The organism is Ditibartonella apis, assembly GCF_001952075.1.
Lineage (GTDB): Bacteria > Pseudomonadota > Alphaproteobacteria > Rhizobiales > Rhizobiaceae > Bartonella > Bartonella apis.
Genome location: NZ_LXYU01000004.1, coordinates 67,580 through 87,105, shown reverse-complemented (window position 1 = coordinate 87,105; position 19,526 = coordinate 67,580). Strand labels below are relative to the sequence as shown.

The 19,526-nt window shown below is 44.6% G+C and carries 20 protein-coding genes and 1 tRNA gene; 4 read left to right on the top strand and 17 right to left on the bottom strand.

Translation table 11 applies throughout. The features are described 5' to 3' along the window. Window positions 1–118 precede the first annotated feature (118 nt). Complete coding sequence (gene cpdR / locus PEB0122_RS09550) at window positions 119–481, top strand: cell cycle two-component system response regulator CpdR (protein WP_075870787.1); 363 nt, start codon at window positions 119–121, stop codon at window positions 479–481. Between the two features lie 104 nt (window positions 482–585). After that, window positions 586–660 (top strand) — tRNA-Val (locus PEB0122_RS09545). A 1,074-nt stretch (window positions 661–1,734) separates the two neighbouring features. Here PEB0122_RS09545 and PEB0122_RS09535 read toward each other — a convergent pair. From PEB0122_RS09535 to PEB0122_RS09515, 5 genes are all read right to left on the bottom strand, one after another. Then, the gene (locus PEB0122_RS09535) at window positions 1,735–2,241 is read right to left on the bottom strand and encodes a MerR family transcriptional regulator (RefSeq protein ID WP_075870788.1); all 507 of its coding nucleotides are present in this window, start codon (window positions 2,239–2,241) and stop codon (window positions 1,735–1,737) included. Between the two features lie 179 nt (window positions 2,242–2,420). Further along, on the bottom strand, window positions 2,421–2,732 hold the full coding sequence (locus tag PEB0122_RS09530; protein ID WP_075870789.1) for an integration host factor subunit alpha: 312 nt from the start codon (window positions 2,730–2,732) through the stop codon (window positions 2,421–2,423). A 73-nt stretch (window positions 2,733–2,805) separates the two neighbouring features. Further along, window positions 2,806–3,780 (bottom strand): beta-ketoacyl-ACP synthase III, encoded by a 975-nt coding sequence (locus PEB0122_RS09525; protein WP_075914366.1) that lies wholly within the window; start codon window positions 3,778–3,780, stop codon window positions 2,806–2,808. Window positions 3,781–3,839: 59 nt separating this feature from the next. Further along, window positions 3,840–4,898 carry a phosphate acyltransferase PlsX gene (plsX, locus tag PEB0122_RS09520; RefSeq protein ID WP_075914365.1) on the bottom strand — a complete coding sequence of 353 codons (1,059 nt, stop codon included), beginning with the start codon at window positions 4,896–4,898 and terminating at the stop codon, window positions 3,840–3,842. Between the two features lie 136 nt (window positions 4,899–5,034). Then, a complete protein-coding gene (locus PEB0122_RS09515; RefSeq protein ID WP_075914364.1) occupies window positions 5,035–5,610 on the bottom strand; it encodes a YceD family protein in 576 nt (191 codons plus the stop codon). 225 nt (window positions 5,611–5,835) lie between these two features. Here PEB0122_RS09515 and PEB0122_RS09510 point away from each other — a divergent pair, with 225 nt between their 5' ends. Beyond that, window positions 5,836–6,348 carry an outer membrane protein assembly factor BamE gene (locus PEB0122_RS09510; RefSeq protein ID WP_075916970.1) on the top strand — a complete coding sequence of 171 codons (513 nt, stop codon included), beginning with the start codon at window positions 5,836–5,838 and terminating at the stop codon, window positions 6,346–6,348. Between the two features lie 151 nt (window positions 6,349–6,499). On the opposite strand, the gene nusB is transcribed toward PEB0122_RS09510, so the two are convergent. The 6 genes from nusB to glyA all read right to left on the bottom strand — a co-directional run bounded on the left by nusB (window position 6,500) and on the right by glyA (window position 11,133). After that, the gene (nusB, locus tag PEB0122_RS09505; protein WP_075870794.1) at window positions 6,500–6,976 is read right to left on the bottom strand and encodes a transcription antitermination factor NusB; all 477 of its coding nucleotides are present in this window, start codon (window positions 6,974–6,976) and stop codon (window positions 6,500–6,502) included. Next, window positions 6,973–7,428: a 6,7-dimethyl-8-ribityllumazine synthase gene (locus PEB0122_RS09500; RefSeq protein WP_075916968.1), complete on the bottom strand. Its 456-nt coding sequence runs from the start codon at window positions 7,426–7,428 to the stop codon at window positions 6,973–6,975. Before PEB0122_RS09500 ends, nusB begins: the two co-directional genes overlap by 4 nt. Before the next feature lie 196 nt (window positions 7,429–7,624). Then, a complete protein-coding gene (locus PEB0122_RS09495; protein WP_075916966.1) occupies window positions 7,625–8,233 on the bottom strand; it encodes a riboflavin synthase in 609 nt (202 codons plus the stop codon). Further along, window positions 8,218–9,330 (bottom strand): bifunctional diaminohydroxyphosphoribosylaminopyrimidine deaminase/5-amino-6-(5-phosphoribosylamino)uracil reductase RibD, encoded by a 1,113-nt coding sequence (gene ribD, locus PEB0122_RS09490; protein ID WP_075917212.1) that lies wholly within the window; start codon window positions 9,328–9,330, stop codon window positions 8,218–8,220. Before ribD ends, PEB0122_RS09495 begins: the two co-directional genes overlap by 16 nt. Then, window positions 9,323–9,805 (bottom strand): transcriptional regulator NrdR, encoded by a 483-nt coding sequence (nrdR, locus tag PEB0122_RS09485; RefSeq protein ID WP_075870797.1) that lies wholly within the window; start codon window positions 9,803–9,805, stop codon window positions 9,323–9,325. Before nrdR ends, ribD begins: the two co-directional genes overlap by 8 nt. Before the next feature lie 20 nt (window positions 9,806–9,825). Further along, a complete protein-coding gene (glyA, locus tag PEB0122_RS09480; protein WP_075870798.1) occupies window positions 9,826–11,133 on the bottom strand; it encodes a serine hydroxymethyltransferase in 1,308 nt (435 codons plus the stop codon). Between the two features lie 360 nt (window positions 11,134–11,493). Here glyA and argC point away from each other — a divergent pair, with 360 nt between their 5' ends. Next, window positions 11,494–12,438, top strand: coding sequence for an N-acetyl-gamma-glutamyl-phosphate reductase (gene argC, locus PEB0122_RS09475; RefSeq protein ID WP_075916963.1), 945 nt, complete (start codon window positions 11,494–11,496; stop codon window positions 12,436–12,438). An 88-nt stretch (window positions 12,439–12,526) separates the two neighbouring features. On the opposite strand, the gene PEB0122_RS09470 is transcribed toward argC, so the two are convergent. The 6 genes from PEB0122_RS09470 to pcsA form a co-directional block, all read right to left on the bottom strand. After that, the gene (locus PEB0122_RS09470) at window positions 12,527–13,630 is read right to left on the bottom strand and encodes a COX15/CtaA family protein (RefSeq protein ID WP_143238832.1); all 1,104 of its coding nucleotides are present in this window, start codon (window positions 13,628–13,630) and stop codon (window positions 12,527–12,529) included. A 124-nt stretch (window positions 13,631–13,754) separates the two neighbouring features. Further along, window positions 13,755–15,290: a hypothetical protein gene (locus PEB0122_RS09465; protein ID WP_143238831.1), complete on the bottom strand. Its 1,536-nt coding sequence runs from the start codon at window positions 15,288–15,290 to the stop codon at window positions 13,755–13,757. Window positions 15,291–15,647: 357 nt separating this feature from the next. Next, window positions 15,648–16,937 carry a L,D-transpeptidase family protein gene (locus tag PEB0122_RS09460; protein WP_083639864.1) on the bottom strand — a complete coding sequence of 430 codons (1,290 nt, stop codon included), beginning with the start codon at window positions 16,935–16,937 and terminating at the stop codon, window positions 15,648–15,650. Between the two features lie 181 nt (window positions 16,938–17,118). Continuing rightward, window positions 17,119–17,535, bottom strand: coding sequence for a DUF6163 family protein (locus tag PEB0122_RS09455; RefSeq protein WP_075870801.1), 417 nt, complete (start codon window positions 17,533–17,535; stop codon window positions 17,119–17,121). Continuing rightward, window positions 17,535–18,584 carry an enoyl-CoA hydratase/isomerase family protein gene (locus tag PEB0122_RS09450; RefSeq protein ID WP_075916959.1) on the bottom strand — a complete coding sequence of 350 codons (1,050 nt, stop codon included), beginning with the start codon at window positions 18,582–18,584 and terminating at the stop codon, window positions 17,535–17,537. The genes PEB0122_RS09455 and PEB0122_RS09450 overlap by 1 nt, the downstream gene beginning before the upstream one ends. Window positions 18,585–18,708: 124 nt before the next feature. Then, a complete protein-coding gene (gene pcsA, locus PEB0122_RS09445) occupies window positions 18,709–19,482 on the bottom strand; it encodes a phosphatidylcholine synthase (protein WP_075916957.1) in 774 nt (257 codons plus the stop codon). Window positions 19,483–19,526: the final 44 nt, after the last annotated feature.

The window sequence follows — 19,526 nt, the reverse complement described above, 5'->3', positions numbered from 1 at the left end:
ATTATATAAAACAAACTCGTTCCGACAGCGTTTATCGCTTTTTTTACCAACCGGATTTATTGTATGAATAAGAGAGAGATAAGGTTCAAATTCTTATAAACAATTGTTGGACACTATAATGAAACGTATTTTGCTTGCCGAAGACGATAATGACATGCGTCGCTTTTTAGCAAAAGCCCTTGAACGGGCCGGTTACGAAGTTACCGATTTCGATAACGGTGCAAGCGCTTATGAACGGCTGCAAGAAGAGCCATTCTCACTTCTCCTGACCGATATCGTTATGCCGGAAATGGATGGCATTGAGCTTGCTCGCCGTGCTACTGAAATTGATCCGGATTTGCGGGTTATGTTTATTACCGGATTTGCCGCTGTTGCGCTGAATTCCGATAGCAACACCCCTCGTGACGCAAAAGTTTTGTCCAAACCGTTCCATTTGCGCGAACTTGTCTCGGAAGTCGAGAAAATGTTGATTGCAGCTTGATAGACCGGTTTTTGAAATCATCATTTTCGTCAAATTTTAGATTATTTTTTATAAAAAAGCATTGACCTCACGGTTTTGTTGTGGTGTATGCAACAGCGTCAGATGGGCGTGTAGCTCAGAGGGAGAGCACTACATTGACATTGTAGGGGTCACAGGTTCAATCCCTGTCACGCCCACCATCTGTTTTCCAAATAAAGGGTGTATTTTTAACTGACCGTCTAAATCCGGTTTTCCGGTAATTTCGGCTTATAGGTCAGAGTGTTAAAAGCCAGACCGTTTACTCATGCTTCGCATCTGTTTGAGGCAATATGAGGTCATCAGATCATCTGTTCCTCCCTTCCCCCGGTCTTGCCCCATTGAACAAAAACTGTTTGAAACTTCGCTTTTAATTCCGGATTAAACTGGGCTTCGAGAAAAATCGGAATTAGCATCCTCCCAAAAAACCGATTCTTTAAAACAAGCATCTTTCAATTACGGCGCAGTTTCCGGAACGCCGCTGTTCCGATGAAAAATGATCGAACGCTCTCCTTCAAACGCGACATGAATGTCAATCGGGAAGCGGACCGTTCCTCCATTCGTTATAAAATGAAAATCATCCGGAAAACGAACCCATTCCAGCACCCTGCATGCGACAAAATGAACCCCATGAACAAGATAACCGCTTTGCCGATAAATTTTCCTGTTCTGCGAACTTGCCTTGAAAAATCATTAAAATCGCTTCCAAGGAAATGCATCAACAAATTTCGTTTTCCGTCCATGCCGTTGGAAACTACCAATAATCTTGCCCCCATTCATTAGAGCACAACGAGTTCGGTTTAAGTTTTAAAAAAATGGCCTATGCTCATCCCTATACATCCGGTAGGATGAGCTTAAAAAATTCACTTTGAATCGGGATAACGATCCACGGGGTGGGAACCTTTGAATATCAATTTTACAAAATAAGAGAACCCCAAATTTTATTGATTCATCGAGATATTTAACATTCAAAAATTTAATTCTGTGTGCTGAAAAGATTGTCGTAAAGCCGCTCTTTCAATTTCTGTTCAATCTCCGGATTGTATCAAAAGAGAAAAATAGAAAAAATCGAGCCGATAACAAATGCCAAGGCTAGGAAAAAACAATCCCCATCTCACCGCAACAGCAAGTCACCTTGGCCGATACTTGCGACGGATTAACACAGCAATACTCGATATATCGGCTCACAATAAATTAAATATCGGCTCACAATGAACTAAATTATCTTGTTCGTTGACTTAGCGGGCTCGATCAAGAACTCTCTTACATTCTATCAATTCGAATAACGCCTCTTGAAGCAGTGTTTTATTGTCTTTGCCTTTTCCGATGCTACTTCCGCCCACTTCAGCATCAGAATCCGATTTCATAAAGCTGAATAACCCTTTTGATTGCTGTGGCTTTGCCGGCAGTGGTGTATTCTCGGCTTCTTCTTCTGCCTTTTTTTTCTGCGTAATTGCATCAATCGCCGCGATGTCACCATTGCCGAGTGCAATGACAAAGGCAATGCCATTTTCCTTCAACAAGCGCTGTGCACCCTTTATGGTGTAGCCTTGCTCATATAAAAGTTGTCGGATTCCTTTAAGCAAATCAACGTCTGCCGGTCGATAATAACGACGACCACCACCGCGTTTTAACGGCTTTATTTGTGAAAAACGTGTTTCCCAAAATCTCAAGACATGTTGTGGGAGATCCAACGCTTCAGCAACTTCACTAATTGTACGGAAAGCATCTGGACTTTTATCCATTTTTTGACCTTTGCCGACTAAAACCGACCTCTAACCCGATGTTGAACTTGACCCCTTCCAAATGAATCCTGTTAAGCTGCCAAGTGCTTCGGCGAACTCTGTGAATTCACCTATTTCTTATTACAGAACAGCCACTTATAAAAGACACTTTCACAGAACTGAAAAACAATAGTGTCGGGTCAGGACTTCTTTGAACGGTGACCATCCAAAATCTTTTTTTTCAAAACATTCGATGCTTTGAACGTCATAACGCGACGGGGTGAAATCGGTACTTCTTCACCAGTTTTCGGATTACGGCCAATGCGTTCTGTTTTATTGCGAACATGAAAAGTTGCAAATGAAGATAATTTTACAGTTTCACCCTTAACAATTGCATCACAAACTTCATCAAGGATCATTTCAACCAACGAAGCCGACTCTGTACGTGACAGGCCAACTTTCCTGCAAACGGCATCTGCCAAATCTGCACGCGTTACTGTGTTACCAGCCATAACAATCGCCTTCTTAAAATTGAAGCTAAAAAACTTATACGTAATATTCATTGCCGGTCAAGTTGCCGTAAGGTTACCAGCGGATAAGAATAGCTCCCCATGTGAATCCGCCGCCCATTGCCTCCAGCATGACCAGATCACCTTTTTTTATTCTACCATCATTAACAGCAACCGCAAGTGCCAAAGGCACTGACGCAGCCGATGTATTGCCATGTTGATCCACTGTAATGACAACTTTATGATCCGCAATACCGAGCTTTTTGGCAGATGCATCAATGATGCGTTTATTTGCCTGGTGAGGCACAAACCAGTCGAGTTCCGAAGGAGAAATACCGGTTGCGGAAAAGCACTCATCGACCACATCGGTGATCATGCCTACAGCGTGTTTGAATACTTCGCGTCCCTCCATTCGCAAATGGCCTGTCGTCTGCGTCGTCGACGGACCACCATCAACATAAAGCTTATCGACATATGCGCCATCAGAACGTTGTTTACATGCAAGGATGCCACGATCGCTGTTGGTACCGCTCTGATTTTCTACTGCTTCAAGAATAACGGCCCCTGCCCCGTCTCCGAAAAGTACGCAAGTTGAACGGTCATTCCAGTCAAGGATACGAGAAAAAGTTTCTGCACCGATTACAAGAACTCGCTTTGCCATGCCGCCTTTCAAATAAAGATCGGCAGTTGTCATTGCAAAAACGAAGCCTGAACATACAGCCTGCACATCGAAAGCAAAACCGTGCGACATTCCCAATGCATTCTGTATTTCAACAGCAGAAGCAGGAAATGTATGGTTAGGCGTTGCAGTTGCAAGAATTATACAATCAATATCGGCAACAGTAAGCCCCGCATTATCAAGCGCTGCCCGGGCGGCCGCGGCACCGAGTGAAACAGTTGTTTCATCTTTTCCGGCTATATAACGCTGGCGAATCCCTGTCCGTTGAACGATCCATGCATCGGATGTCTCGACAATGCCTTCAAGTTCGCTGTTTAACATTTTCTTTTTCGGCAGCGCACTTCCTATGCCACATATGGCAGATCGAATCATTCAGTTCTATCCTCAACCAGCGAATCAATATTCAGTCGTTCATACGTATAATTGCGTTCTCAATCATGCCCTGCATGGGTGCCACGCTCAAGAAGCTCGGGTTTTTTATCGTGAAAATGCCTCAAATCGGCTGCGATTTTCTCGAGAAGTTTATTGTTAACCATTTCATAGCCCACCCGTAAAGCAGAAGCAAACCCATCCGCATCGGTTCCGCCATGACTTTTGATAACAACCCCGTTAAGTCCGAGCAGTACACCACCATTCACACGCCCCGGATCCATTTTCTGTTTGAGCTGACGGAAAGCACTTATTGAAAAAAGGTAACCCAGTTTTGTCAACCACGAACTCGACATTGCCTCGCGTAAAATCTGTGCCATCTGGCGGGCTGTCCCTTCTGCCGCCTTCAATGCGATATTGCCCGAAAATCCTTCGGTAACAACGACATCCACAGTACCCTTTCCGATATCATTGCCTTCGACAAATCCCTTATATTCCAATCCATCCAGCCCGATTTCCCGCAACATCATGCCTGCTTGCTTGATTTCATCAAGACCTTTGACCTCTTCAACGCCTATGTTGAGCAATCCGACAGTTGGACGTTTGACATTATATAGTGCACGGAACATGCCGGCCCCCATCACAGCAAGATCAACAAGCTGATCTGACGAAGCACCGATTGTAGCGCCGATATCAAGGACAATACTTTCACCGCGTAATGTTGGCCATACGCCTGCAATACCGGGACGATCGGCCTCTTCCATCATTCTTAAACAAAAATAGGACATTGCCATCAACGCACCGGTGTTACCGGCTGACACGCACGCGTCTGCCTCACCGTTTTTTACAGCTTCAATCGCTTTCCACATAGATGATTTTCCACGGCCGTTCCGCAACGCCTGGCTGGGTTTTTCGTCCATACGGGTATAGGTTTCGGTTGCAATGAATGTCGAAGCGGAAGCAAGTTCCGGATAGCGCTTCAAGACTGGTTCTACTGCACTTGCAACACCGTAAAAAATAAAACGTATTTCAGGAAAACGTTTCTGCGCAATTGCTGCACCGGCAATTGTGATCTCCGGGCCAAAATCGCCGCCCATTGCATCCACAGAAATTCTGATCACTCTTAAATGTCCTATTAGTTTCTGATTTTATATAGAAAAGCATCGTTTCAGGACGATGCTTCGTGAAACTTTATGCCGAAAATACCGGTTTTAAGCCATTATACAACTATAAAAATCGTTTTTTTGGTGGCGTTGGTCATTTCAATTGTTTCAAAACGGCAAATGGCGATGACTGCTCCTCTTCTTTTTCCATATCTTCAATGTAATCGCCATGAACCCCTTCTTTTCGTGGATAGGGGTCTAATGAAAGTTCGAAAAACTCCTCAAGAAATGCACCTACATCTATTGTGTCGCCATGAAATACTTCCGGTGTATCCGGTCCTTCGGCATCGACAAAAACTTCTCCGGTATTTTCAAGCTCTTCATATTTTACAAGCTTTGATCCTTCGGGAACAAATACAGACTCAACTTCTTCCTCGACATGCTTGTGAAGTGGTTCAAGCGTTACGACACAGGCTTGCACGACTTCCGCCTCGAATTTGCCTTTGACGCGCACACCACGTTTTTTCCATGGACTGATGTGAACATCGGCACGAAAAGAATCTACACCTAAAAGACCATGATTTTCTTTCAGCTTTAGCCGTTCTTTTTCATCAGCTTCGATTTTTATTCGCACGCCCTTTACCGGAAGTGAACGGACATTAACCGGATAATGGATTGCAAACTTCATTATATGTTGTTCATTGTCGCTTGTGTGGTCATTATTGTGCATAATGCGCCTCGTATTGTAATTCGACTGCCTTTGTCGGGTCGGTTGTCCGTGCAATTTACCACTTTTGGCACCAAGTTCCGCACTTGAAACGCATCAAAAGCTCCGACATTTTAACATAGTCATTGTTAATAATTGCAACTTGGCAACGATGCAATCTATTGCAAACGGCTTTAAGGTGGTTTAGGCAAAAAGATTGAAAAATAATAATTCCCTGCCATGCGTTAGATGGAGATGTCATTGTTTCACACGATCCGCATTAAAACCCGAGCTAAGCATGGGTTACTTATCGGTTTAATGGCTGCAACTGCATTTACAATGAGTGGCTGTAAGTCTCATGATTTACTCAAGACAAGCCAAACCTATAACGAAGGCTATGTACTCGACGAGTCGGCACTTGCTTCCGTGCCAGTTGGCTCAAGTCGCGATCAGGTGTTACTTGCTCTTGGTTCGCCATCTATGACCGCGATGTATGACAACGAGGTTTTTTATTATATTTCGCAAACGCGTTATCGCGGTGCGCAATTCATGAAGCCTAAAATTGTTGATCGTAAGATACTTGCTATCTATTTCAACAAGAACGGACAGGTTGAACGAATTGCAAATTACGGCTTGCAGGATGGAAAGGTCTTCGACAGCATTTCGCAGACTACACCAACGGGTGGTCACGACCAATCATTCCTGTCACAGCTCATCAAAGGCTCGAAAGGCGTGCCGCAATTGCCTCAAACGGGCAGGTAAAATTTCCTACCCGGAAAGCTGTTTTTGACAAGAAAATAAGGCTTTCGTTACAATTACTGAAGACCGAAAAACATCAGATAAAAATAAAAGCTCTATCTTTCGATAGAGCTTTTTTAAAATATCGAATGCAATTTCAGCTTTTGCAACTTTATTAGTTGCGCAATTCTTTTGCCATTTTATCAAGAACAGCATTAACCATTCTCGGCTCTTCACCGTCGAAAAATGCTTTGGCAATATCCACATACTCGCTTATTGCAACTGCGATCGGTACATCTTTACGATTTTTTATTTCCCAAGCGCCCGCCCGCAATATAGCACGCAAAGTCGAGTCAATACGTGACAGTGGCCAATCCTCGGGCAAAAGCTGGCGGATCATCGGATCAAGTAGCCGTTGTTCATCCAATACACCTGCTATAATTGCGCGGAACCATTGTGGATCGGCTTCAAGATATTGCTCGCCATCGACTTCCTGTCCTAATCGATAAGTCTCGTATTCCGATGTTATTTCCAAAATTCCGGTGCCGGCAACGTCCATCTGATAAAGCGCCTGAACAGCAGCCAAACGTGCCGCGCCACGTTTATTGGCACGGCGCGACCCATTATGATTATTGGCAGAAGTATTACTCAACGATTTGCTCCGAACTTGGCTTTAAGCGCTATCATATGTAGCGCTGCCTCGGCAGCAAAACCACCTTTATTCTTTTTATCCGGCAACGCGCGAGCCCAAGCCTGTTTCTCGTTTTCAACGGTTATAATACCATTGCCGATAGCCAGCCGTTTGCGCACGCTCAGATCAGCAATACCACGGCATGATTCGTTGGACACAATCTCGAAATGATATGTTTCGCCCCTGATGACGCATCCCAATGCGACATAGCCGTCATATTTTCTTTCACTTTTTTCGGCAAAAGCAATAGCAGCCGGAATTTCCAATGCGCCCGGAACAGTTACAACATCAAAATCTGCATTTGCCGCTTTCAGTGTTTCTGTTGCACCTTTCAACAAGGCGTTGGAAATTTCATCATAAAAACGGGCTTCTACAATGAGTAAACGAGCCTTCTTCACATTTTTCTTTGTCATAATCTGATCCTATAACTCAATAATAGGGTTGACACTCTATGTCCCTCAAAGCCCATTATAAAAATAATGGTTGAGCCAATATCATTCCCTTTAGAACAGTTTTCAAAAATGCGAAAGCTGCTTTTCCTAAAATGATTTCATTGGAACGTTATTTGAAGACTTAAGATGCCGCAGTGAAAAAATATTTATTTTCAGCTTACCTGTTGAATTCGGAAAGACGCGCCGCATAACGCGCAAGCTGATCGATTTCGAGGTTGACACGATCACCCCTCTTACGTTCTCCCCAAGTTGTTACGTTGAGCGTATGACGAATAATCAGAACATCAAAGATGTTGTCTTTGACAGCATTGACCGTCAACGACGTCCCATCCAGTGCAACCGACCCTTTACGCGCTATAAAAGGAGATAATTCCCGAGGCGTCTCGAGTTTGAAACGTCTGGCGTCCCCCTCATCGGTTATGTCGGTTATTTCCGCCAAACCGTCAACATGACCGGAAACAAGATGGCCACCCATTTCGTCGCCAAGTTTCAAAGACCGTTCGAGATTGATATGCCGTCCAACTTTCCAGCTTGAAATATTGGTGAGCCTTAATGCCTCTTCCCAGGCTTCGACTGCAAACCACTGCATATTTTTTGCGTCGTCGGATTTTTCTACGACAGTCAGACATATGCCGGAACATGCGATAGAAGCTCCGATATCAATCGAGTTTATATCGTAATGGTTCGCGATCTTTAGTCGTAAACCTTCGTTAAGAGGTTCAATCCCGGCTATTTTTCCTATATCTGTCACTATTCCAGTAAACATTGAGGATGGTATCTCCATTCGTTATATATGTCTTCGCCAAATCTGGCCTTGTTGACCTTGTCAAAATGACCGAGATATTTTTCAAAATCCGGTGCGGGAATTCTATTCTTGCCCAATTCAATTGTTGAACGGAAAAGGACGATTTTGTCAACGTACTGCTTATCCAGAAAGGTACACGCAAGTCGAGTGCCCCCCTCAAGCAGAATGCTTGAAATATGATTATCAAACAAGACCGCAAGAATATCTTTCGGCGCTATCAAGCCGTTGCTGTCATCTAGCACAAAGATATTTACGCCTTTTTTCTCGAACGCTGCTATTTTTGTTTGATCAGCCTTTTTGCCGACAATCACCCAAGTTGGCAAAAACCTTGCTGTTTCAACCACTCGACAGTTGCCGTCGATTGCAAGCCTCCGATCAACAACCACGCGTACCGGCGAACGTTTTTCCAATCCCGGCAATCGGCAATCAAGTTCCGGATCATCCGTTATAACTGTGTTGCTTCCAACCATAATAGCATCGTTTTCCGCACGCATCATATGACTGACAGAATGCGATATTCCATTGCTGATCGAAACCTTCCGTTTGCCTAAAAGCCCGATACCACCATCTGCAGAGATTGCCATTTTTAGTGTTACTTCAGGGCGGGAAAGTTTCCTGTTTGCCAAATAAGCGCTTAATCCCTCAAAAGCATAGTCCGCCAACAGCCCTGTTTCGACAATAATGCCGGCATCCTCCAACATTTTGATGCCGCGTCCGGAAACTCTTTTATCAGGATCACAAAGTGAAATGACAACGCGTTTGACGCCAGCTTTTATCAGTGCATTTGCACATGGCGGAGTTTTCCCATAATGCGAACAGGGCTCAAGTGTCACATAGACTGTGCTGCCACGTGCATTCTCACCCGCCATTTGTAACGCTTGCGTTTCTGCATGTGGCCGGCCGCCAATTGCTGTCACTCCGTGACCTATGATCGTTTTGCCGTCACAGCTTACGATAAGTGCACCAACGGAAGGATTTTCGGCAGTTTCACCAATATGCCGATGAGCCAGACGGATGGCCGCGGCCATAAAGCGACGGTCGGTATTGTCGTCAGCCATTATTGGTGTTTTCTTTTTCGCCATTACGATCTGACAGCTCGTCAATTACATCGTGAAAATCACTGGCATTACGAAAATTGCGATAGACGGACGCAAAACGGATATAGGCGATGTCATCAATGCCTTTCAATGCTTCCATGACGAGGCGCCCTATCTCTTCGGATGGTATCTCGGGCTCGCCCGAACTCTCAAGCTGCCGGACAATACCGGATATTGCCCGTTCGACCCGTTCAGGGTCGACATTTCTTTTGCGCAACGCCACTTCAACCGAGCGCATCAGTTTGTCACGGTCAAAGGGGACATGGCGTCCGCTTTTCTTCGTAACCATCAACTCCCGCAACTGGACACGTTCAAAAGTAGTAAACCGCCCGCCGCATACGGGACATATGCGGCGGCGACGGATAACCGAACCATCTTCGGCCGGACGCGAGTCCTTTACCTGAGTATCTTCAGATTGACAGTAAGGACACCGCATTTTTTACTCCGTTCAAATAATCAGCCAAGATAAGGATATAGCGGGAAACGTTCAGTCAATGCTTGAACCTTTTCACGTACATGTGCCTCTACTGCAGCATTTCCCTCATCCGAATTTGCGGCCTTCAAACCATCAAGAACTTCCGAAATCAATTCACCGATTTCATCAAATTCCTTTTCGCCAAAACCGCGTGTTGTTCCTGCCGGTGTACCAAGTCTTACACCCGATGTAACAAACGGTTTTTCCGGATCAAACGGAATGCCATTTTTATTACATGTGATATGAGCCCTGCTCAAAGCACTTTCAGCGCGTTTCCCTGTCGCATTTTTAGGGCGCAAATCAACCAGCATTAAATGATTATCGGTGCCACCGGAAACAATATCAAGGCCATTCTTTATCAAACGGGCCGACAATGTTTTCGCATTGGCAACAACATTTTTTGCGTAAGTCTTGAAAGACGGGCGCAAAGCTTCGCCGAATGCGACAGCTTTCGCGGCAATAACGTGCATAAGCGGTCCGCCCTGTATACCGGGGAAGACAGCCGAATTAATCTTCTTTGCGATCTCTTCGTCATTCGTCAGAATCATGCCACCGCGTGGGCCGCGCAATGATTTATGGGTCGTCGAAGTGACAACATGCGCGTAAGGAACTGGCGAGGGATGAACACCTCCGGCCACAAGACCTGCGATGTGGGCCATATCAACCATCAGATAAGCACCAACTTCATCGGCAATCTCGCGAAACCGTTTCCAATCCCAAAAACGGGAATAGGCAGTACCGCCGGCAAGTATAAGCTTGGGTTTATTTTCGCGGGCGATACGGGCGACTTCATCCATATCTATTCGCTGGTCATCCCTTCTCACACCATAAGAAACGACATGAAACCACTTGCCGGACATATTGACAGGTGAGCCATGGGTTAAATGCCCGCCGGAATTGAGATCGAGCCCCATGAAAGTATCACCGGGTTTCAACAGCGCGAAAAATACTGCCTGATTCATTTGGCTGCCCGAATTCGGCTGCACATTCGCAAATGCAGCACCGAACAACTTCTTTGCACGCTCGATCGCCAAATTTTCAACAACATCAACATATTGGCAACCGCCATAATAGCGTTTTCCCGGATAACCTTCGGCATATTTATTGGTAAGAACCGATCCTTGTGCTTCAAGCACAGCACGTGATACGATATTTTCCGATGCAATCAATTCGATTTCATTACGCTGTCGGGAAAGCTCGCCGCGAATAGCATCAAAAACTTCAGAATCAGTTGTTTCAAGATCGTCATTAAAAAAACGCTTTTGCGTCGCATCCAGTTGGTCACTCATGGGAAAAAAGGTCCTATCAAAGAAAAAATAGCCGCTCATTGATTATCACAGCGTTGCGATATGTTAAACGCTTTCAATAGAATAGCCAACAACTCAGAAAAAATCTTCAGAAAAAAGTCGGTTTTAACCAATTTAAATTTACCAATGAAACGGACTAAGCCTGAAAAACCTGTAACTCTTCCTCCTGCGTTGTTTTATTAAGTTTTGTGACATCATAAAAAAAACTTTATTTTTTTGTGCGGTCATGCAGAATAACGCTTTCCTTTTCGGATTACATGGCTTCTCTTTCTCTGGCTTTTTCACAACGAAAAGCATTCAATTTTTTGATAAAATCTACATTCCAACGATAGGCATAAGATAATGCGGACAAAAGTCTTTATTGATGGAGAACACGGCACAACCGGTTTACAGATCAGAAAACGTCTGGCATCACGAAACGATCTTGAAGTTCTTTCGATTTCCGCGGAAGACCGCCACAATGAGACCGCCCGTCTTGAGCGGCTGAATGCTGCCGATATTGCAATTTTATGTTTGCCGGATGATGCTGCAATCGAGACGGTAAAAAGCATCGCCAACAATAAAAAACTGCGAATTATTGACAGTTCGACTGCTCACCGCATTTCTCCTCAATGGGTCTATGGATTTGCCGAATTGACGAAAGGTCAGTCGGAGAGGATAGAAGCCGCGCAATTCGTTGCTAATCCCGGTTGTTATCCGACAGGAGCTTTAAGCATTATCAGGCCGTTACGTGAAGCGGGTATCATGGCGGAAGACTTTCCTGTTTCGATCAATGCAGTGTCGGGCTACACCGGTGGCGGCAAAAAAATGATTGGACAAATGGAAGATCAATCTCGTGAAGACCGTATTACTGCAAACTATTTCATCTATGGTCTGAACCTTAGGCACAAACATGTGCCCGAAATTCGCGTCCATGGGAAACTGGCACAATCGCCAATCTTCGTACCAAGCGTCGGGCGATTTCCCCAAGGCATGATCGTGAACATTCCGTTGCACAATAAATTGCTCGAGAAAACTGTTTCGCTTACTGATCTGCGCTCTATTTTTAACGCTCATTATCACGAAAGCAAATTCGTGAAAGTTGCAAGTGAAGAAGAAAATAGCCGTTTGGCAAGGTTAGATGCCGAATTGCTCGCCAATACAGACGAATTGAAGATATTCGTGTTTGGTGACGAAAAAAATGGTCTCTTCAATATCTGTGCCGTACTCGATAATTTGGGTAAAGGTGCCTCTGGAGCGGCCGTTCAAAATCTTGACCTGATGATCGGCAAGAACCGTAAAGATTGAAAAAGCTGGTAATAACCTGACGAAAGACCGGTTAGATTACTGGCCGGTTCGGTTTTCAACGTGACAGGTCGGTTATACCGACCGGTTATCAATTCTCGTCTAAAAGCTTTTTTGATGCTTTTTCAACAGGATAGGCACCTTTTGTAGCACGCCAATGTGCAACTGCGAAAACCAACACCAAAAGCGCTACACCCTGATGTATCAATCCCCAGCTTATCGGTGCTTCAAGCAATAGTGTGATAATGCCGAAGATTGCCTGTACTACAATTGCCAAGAGTAAAAGCATTGCACGCCTTGCATGAGTTGTTCCGGAAGCGAGCTTTTCAACTTTGAGAGCGTGGACAAGTGCTGCCAGCAATAAAAGATAGGCAAAACAACGGTGAACAAATTGCACAGTGAGACGGTTTTCGAAAAAGTTACGCCATGTGGGCTGATCGGCAAGCAAACCTTCCGGAACCAGTTGTCCATCCATCAGCGGCCAAGTGTTATAAACTTTGCCAGCATGTAAACCTGCAACGAGAGCACCAAGATAAATCTGCACCAACACCATCACAACAAGCCAACCGGCAAACTTCTGGATGCTTCGATTGGCAGGTTTGTCGCTATAATCGGCAAGTCCTCTTGAAACATAGGTAACAAAAATCACAACGATACATGCAGTAACAAGGTGAATTGCCAAGCGATACTGGCTCACACTTGTCAAATCACTGGCTCCCAGACCAGAGGCAACCATCCACCAACCGATCGCCCCCTGAATAGCAATAATGACGGGGACGGCAATAAGCTGGGGAAGGAATGTTTTTTCTATCCGCTTTGTTGCCCAGAACCAGATAAGACCGAATAATGCGATGACACCGACGAGACGCGCCAATAGACGATGCGCCCATTCCCACCAGAATATTCCTTTGAATTGAGAAAGGGTCATTCCCTGATTGACCACTTTATATTGGGCAATCTGTTGGTATTTTTCGAATTCATCCTGCCATTCGGCTTCTCCGATTGGCGGAATGACACCATGCACGGGTTTCCATTCAGTAATTGACAGACCCGAGCCGGTTAAACGTGTGGCACCTCCGACAATGACAATCGCCAAACACAGAATGAGAACAGCATATAGCCAAATCTGTATCATCTTGCGATTGCGCGCCTGTCTGGCATTAGGCACGGTTTCATCAATTGCAGTCATTGTCATAACGAGACGCTTTCACTTTACAATATGCGCCGGTATTTTCCGGTTCTTTTTTCTATTGGTGCAGCAATGTTTCCAAGAAAACAAGGGTGTTGACCGCGACAAGCCGTCGCGTCTTCCGTCTTTATCAACTATCGACAAGCGTGAAAACCGGCAGAACGGAATATTCGGAAAATAAATTGCGCCAGTTTTCTTGATCTTTTATTTCATCCGAAGAAATAACAAGGCAGTCGCTCTGCCGGAATAGCTCTTCCACACCGAATTCCGGAACTTTCGACATCGCGATCAGAATGAAAGAATACTTCTCCTTCAAGCCTTTCAACATAGCGGGAATATCTCTTGAAAAGTCCCTGGCCCGAAGCAGACTTGCAATGCCCTGAGGCAGAATATCAACGCCTGTGTCATAATCATTGTAGATCACGTCCGAAATATCCGCGTCACCCGTTAACACATCGGTAAAACCACGGTGTGGACCAATCAGGTTCCCGATTTCATTGGTTGAAACATCGACAAGCAGAATGGCTGCTGCGTTTTTCTTTAACCCCATTGATAGGCGTGCAGATGATTGTGCCGCATCATTACCGACGATAGAAACAATTTGCGCATTGATCTCGAGTAAACGTTCCACCAATTCTTGTGGTTCAAAATGGTTATATTCAGTTGACGGATCCTGTTCGGCCGGAATCGGCCGATTTCCTTCCTGCACTACCGGCTTTTCATCAATTTTTCTATCATGGATAGCGATCTTTAAGCGTTTTCTAACCAACAGCGTGATGACCGACAGAAACAAAAAGACCAGAATTGTGAACACAGATATCGGTGTCCCGAAACGGCTAAAAAATGCTTGTTTTTCGATTCTGATCGGGTGGCTATTAACCACAATAGCCTGCCCGTTCATGAGCCCCGAAGCTTCTATTGTTTTGTCGTAATCATTCCAAATCGACTTCAGCTGTTTTTCAAACCTCTCAAAAATGTGATGACCGGGTTTAAGACCCGCTTCGCCTGCCGACTTCAATTCATCGCGCAAATTGTTTTCAATTCTGGTTGCAAGTTTTGCTTCGGTGTAAAGCCGTTTGACCGCCAAATTTATGTTATTTTCAAGTTCATCCTTCAGTTCGTTTTGTTCGGCCTTCATTGCTTTGATCTGAGGATGAACGCTACCCAAACGGTTTTCCATATGGGCTATGTCTGTGTTCAATTTGTCCAATTCGCCGGTCGTTCGTAAAACGGCAGGATCATTTGCGATAAATTCAAGCCCAAGTGGTGATTGGTCGTGTATTTTCAAGTCATTCAAGACTTCGATTGATGCATCTAAGCCGATGCGATTATTTATTGCATTTAAAAGCGAAGCGTAAAGTTCGGAATTGGTTTCCTGTCGGTTTGAACTTTTGAATGATTGATCAAAATCAGCAAAAGCCGACTGAAGAAGGTTGTTCCTCTTCTCGCGAATTGCAGCAATTTTACTTTGTGTTTTATCCGGAAAAGCTTTTGACAAATCATTCCGAAAGTCATCAAAATGTCTTTGTAAAAATGATTGCGCATAAGTCGGATTTTTATCAGCAAAGCTTAGCTCGATATAATCGCGGTATTCTTTTACAGAAAATGAACGACTGAATAGTTCGAAATTTTTTCCATTATGTTTTATGTCCGACAAACTTTCCATTGGCCGGGTAGCCGAACTGGATAGCAATAAGGATGTGATTTTATTTCGGGTGTTGTCGTCTAAAGAGGTTCCGTCTGTTTTTTGGACAGAAAATTCCAATGTCGCGACGTAAACCTCCGATTTCAAGAGACAATAGGCGACGGCCAGAACAAAACAAAATGCGGTAGCCAGCAAAATCAAAATAATATTTTGCTGATTCAAACACTTGAATTTTTCGTCCGTTCCGGCTTCTCTTGTCATTCCCGTTCAACTGGTAAAAGAGCGATGATTATCCAGATAGAACAGAAGGAGTAACTATCCCCTTAAAGAATCAAAATAAAACCGCCAAAAAGGCGGTTTTTTATCAAAACAATTCTGTCAACCGGCTGTATCAAGTGCCAATTGGGATGACCCGTCCATGTGATAAATGTCATCACGAAATTGGACGACCCCTTCTCCCGTTGACCAGGCAGAAATGTATACAAAATGAAGAGGAATCGGATCGGGAATGTTGATTGGCGTATTTTGCCGCGAAGCAATGACGGCTTCCATACGCTGTCTATCCCAACCCGGCGTATTTTTCAAAATCCAGACATTCAGATCCCGAATATTCTGAATGCGAATACAACCTGATGAATCAAAACGCATCAAACTGTTAAAAAGCGTCTGGATTGGCGTATCGTGCATATAAACCGAATAAGGATTGGCAAAATTGATTTTTGTAGAGGACATCGCGTTGATCTTGCCCGGATCCTGACGGAACATCATGCCTACAGCTTCGTCACTATGCCAATCAATGCTTTCCGGTGAGACTTCCTCACCACGGCTGTTGAATATGTGGATACTATTATCCGAAAGATAAGACGGGTTTTTCTGCATCAACGGAATAATATCTTTGCGAATAATCGACTTCGGCACAGTCCAAAACGGATTGAGAATGATCTGGCTGATTTTTGAATCCAATAGAGGCGTTTGCCGGTCTATTTTGCCGACAACAGCAGTATGACGTTGCACAACAACACCATTTTCAACGGCTTCAATCTGGGCAGCCGGAATATTGACCATGACAAAACGTTGTTCTTTCGATGTCATGTCTACTTTCGGTTTCAAACGGTCAACATTGATATGCAACTGGTTAAGGCGGGTCTGCGCATCGACATTCAACGATTTATACGTTGAATCACCGGTAACACCATCTGCCGGCAAACCATGACGGGCCTGAAAGCGTTTAACAGCGGCATCGACATAAGTATCGAAAGATTGAGACATGCCGACGCCGCTTTGAAGATCACCCGAGGCTGCAAGTCTCTGACGAAGTGCTATAACCGCAGGATGCGTTACACCAATTCGCAATTTCCCCTGTTCGGTCGGCACCCTTTGCCAACCACCGCGGCTCACGATATCTTCATACTGGGCAATTGCCCGTTGCGTATCTTCCACAGTTGCAAAACTCAAAACCGGCTGGTTTGACGCAACTTTTCCACCACCAGATGGACCAGCATCAAATTGATCGTCCCAGCGAGCTCTCCCTGACTGGGCAAACATCATATTATTTGCTTTGGCAACCAGAGGTGCACAGGATAAAGCTGCTACAGTCGCCAATGATTGCAAAAAGAACCTTCGGCCGATGAACGAGTTTTTGGCAGATGTCATATTTTTATGTGTCATTCTCAATTTTTCCAGGCATGCCTTTGCCGATAGCAAATCGACAGTCATGCTAAAAAATATTCAATGGAAGTATGATTGTGTTTTTCCAGACTGATACAATTTTGTGTCTTTATCATGTCTAAAGAAACAACGACCTTCAACATCTGGTATATATAGGGAGCTTCTCGTTAAAAATATGTAACTATAGTATTTTTTTGTTTTTCTTGAGAACAAGCATAACTTGAAACATGACAAAAAGAATTGCGACAAGAAAATGGAATATCGCGAGCCACGGAAACAGGATGAAATAGGAGCTATAGAGGGTAAAAGCGAGAGATTCGGTGATTGCCGCGAAAAACCACAAAATGATTCCCCAGAGCGACCCCATCCATAAACCAAGAGCCGCGATCGGATAAGTAACAGCAAGAACAACTGTTAAAACTTGCCAAAGCCATGGCATCCGGTCAATACGCCATAACTCGCCGGGAAATACGCCAACAAGCCGTATCCAATAAAAAATTGCAAACAGCAGAGCCACAATCGAAAGACAATGAAGAAAAATTGAATAAGCCGATGCTACCAGATCAGGTTTAACCACTTGGCGTAACTGGTTATCCATCAAATCTCCAATTCTTTCTCAACCGGCTGAAAATATGAATCGACAATTTCATCGGTTACACCGGCCAAGCTGTCGGGCTTCCAGTGCGGATCATTGTCTTTGTCAATCAGAACAGCCCGCACGCCCTCGTAAAAATCATGATTGTCCATCATGTGATGGGCAACCCTGTTTTCCACTTTCAAACAATCATCAAGGCCCAGTGGCTTACATTGCATCATTGAACGCCAGATGACCGCCAGACTTGTCGGAGAACGCTTCAATAAAGTGTCCAGCGTTTCCTTGGCAAATTCATTACCCTCATCTGCTTTTTGTTTTAATTGATTAAGAGAGGCTTCAAGCGAATCCGTTCCGAAACACTCGGCTATCAACGATCGCAAATCGGCAGAAGTTTCGTAGTTGACTTCAACTGCATATTTTTCGAGCGCCGGACGGGGATTGCCTTGTTCAATAATACTTGCGCGCAGATCTTCCAGATTTTCCTGAGAAACTGCGTGGGTTGCCAAACCGGTTTGCAAGCAATCTCCCCATTTACACCTTGCTCCGGTCAAAGCCATATACATGCCGAAATGGCCATTCAAACGCGACAGAAAGTCACCCGCACCAACGTCGGGGAAGAAACCGATTGCGCTTTCCGGCATAGCAAAAAGCGTATTTTCGGTCACTATGCGATGGGAACCGTGGACTGAAATACCAGCTCCTCCACCCATACATATACCATCGAGGATCGCAATATATGGCTTCGGAAAACGGCCGATATAACTGTCGAGCTTATATTCGGCTGAAAAATAATCATAAGCCGGACGACCCGCCTTGCCTTCCTTATAAGCGTAAACGACATCACCGCCCGAACAGAAGGATCGACCTTCGCCTTCTACGATTACACACAGAACATCGTCATCAGTTTCCCAACTTCGCAAAGCTTTTTCAATTGCCACAACCATGTTGAGGCTCAGCGCGTTCAAGGCATCGGGGCGTGTCAGCCGTACAATTCCTGCGCGACCTTCTTTCAAGAACGTGACCTCGCTCCCGCCACCAAAATCAAGTTGCATCGCCCAAAACTCCTTAGGAACACTGATAGGTTGCCGTTATTTAAATCATTATTGACTGTAAAATCAATCAACCTTGCCAAATAGGAGTCGATGGCGCCCTTAAAAATTAATATTTGGTAAATTTCTAGGCGTGATCGTCATGACTGCCGAGACGAGGAAATAGCTGCATAACCGCCCCTATGAGATAAATATATAAACCAGAAATTGTCATACCGATTTTTACCCAATCGGGTGCATCAAGCCTGTAACAGATGCCTATAATTCCCAATGCGCACCATATAAGAAAAATCGTGAGATTTAACGGACGCAATCTTGCTACCCGTACGGGATGTAGAAAATATATCGGCAGGAACGAGATAACAGCCGAAATCACAACAATGGTAAAGGCAGTCCATTCGCCGGGTTTTACGATAAACAACGTAAAAATCAACATATTCCAGACAACAGGAAAACCTTTAAAAAAGTTTTCTTTGGTTTTCATACCTGTATCGGCATAGTAAATTGCAGAAGATACCACAATGATAGCTCCCGACAGGAACGAAAGTCCCTCCCCCATGAAGCCGCTTTGATAAAGTGCGAATGCAGGTATGAGAACATAGGTCACATAATCGATAATATTGTCCAGAAGTTCGCCCGACCATGTGGGAAGAACATATTTGACTTGAAGTTTACGTGCAATCGGACCGTCAATGCCGTCGACCAACAATGCAAGTCCGAGCCAGCCAAACATTGCTGTCCATTGTTTTTCAGAAGCTGCGACCAACGACAAAAAGGCCAGAAATGATCCCGACGCGGTGAGCAGATGAACAGAAAATGCCCTTGCTTGCGGCATTGTTACTTTTTTATGCCGTAACTTTTCCGCACCACTCTTAATTTTGCCGGCAAGATTGTTTTTCAAAGTTAAATAGTCCCTCTTGTCAAATCTCGTTATCACATCTGTGT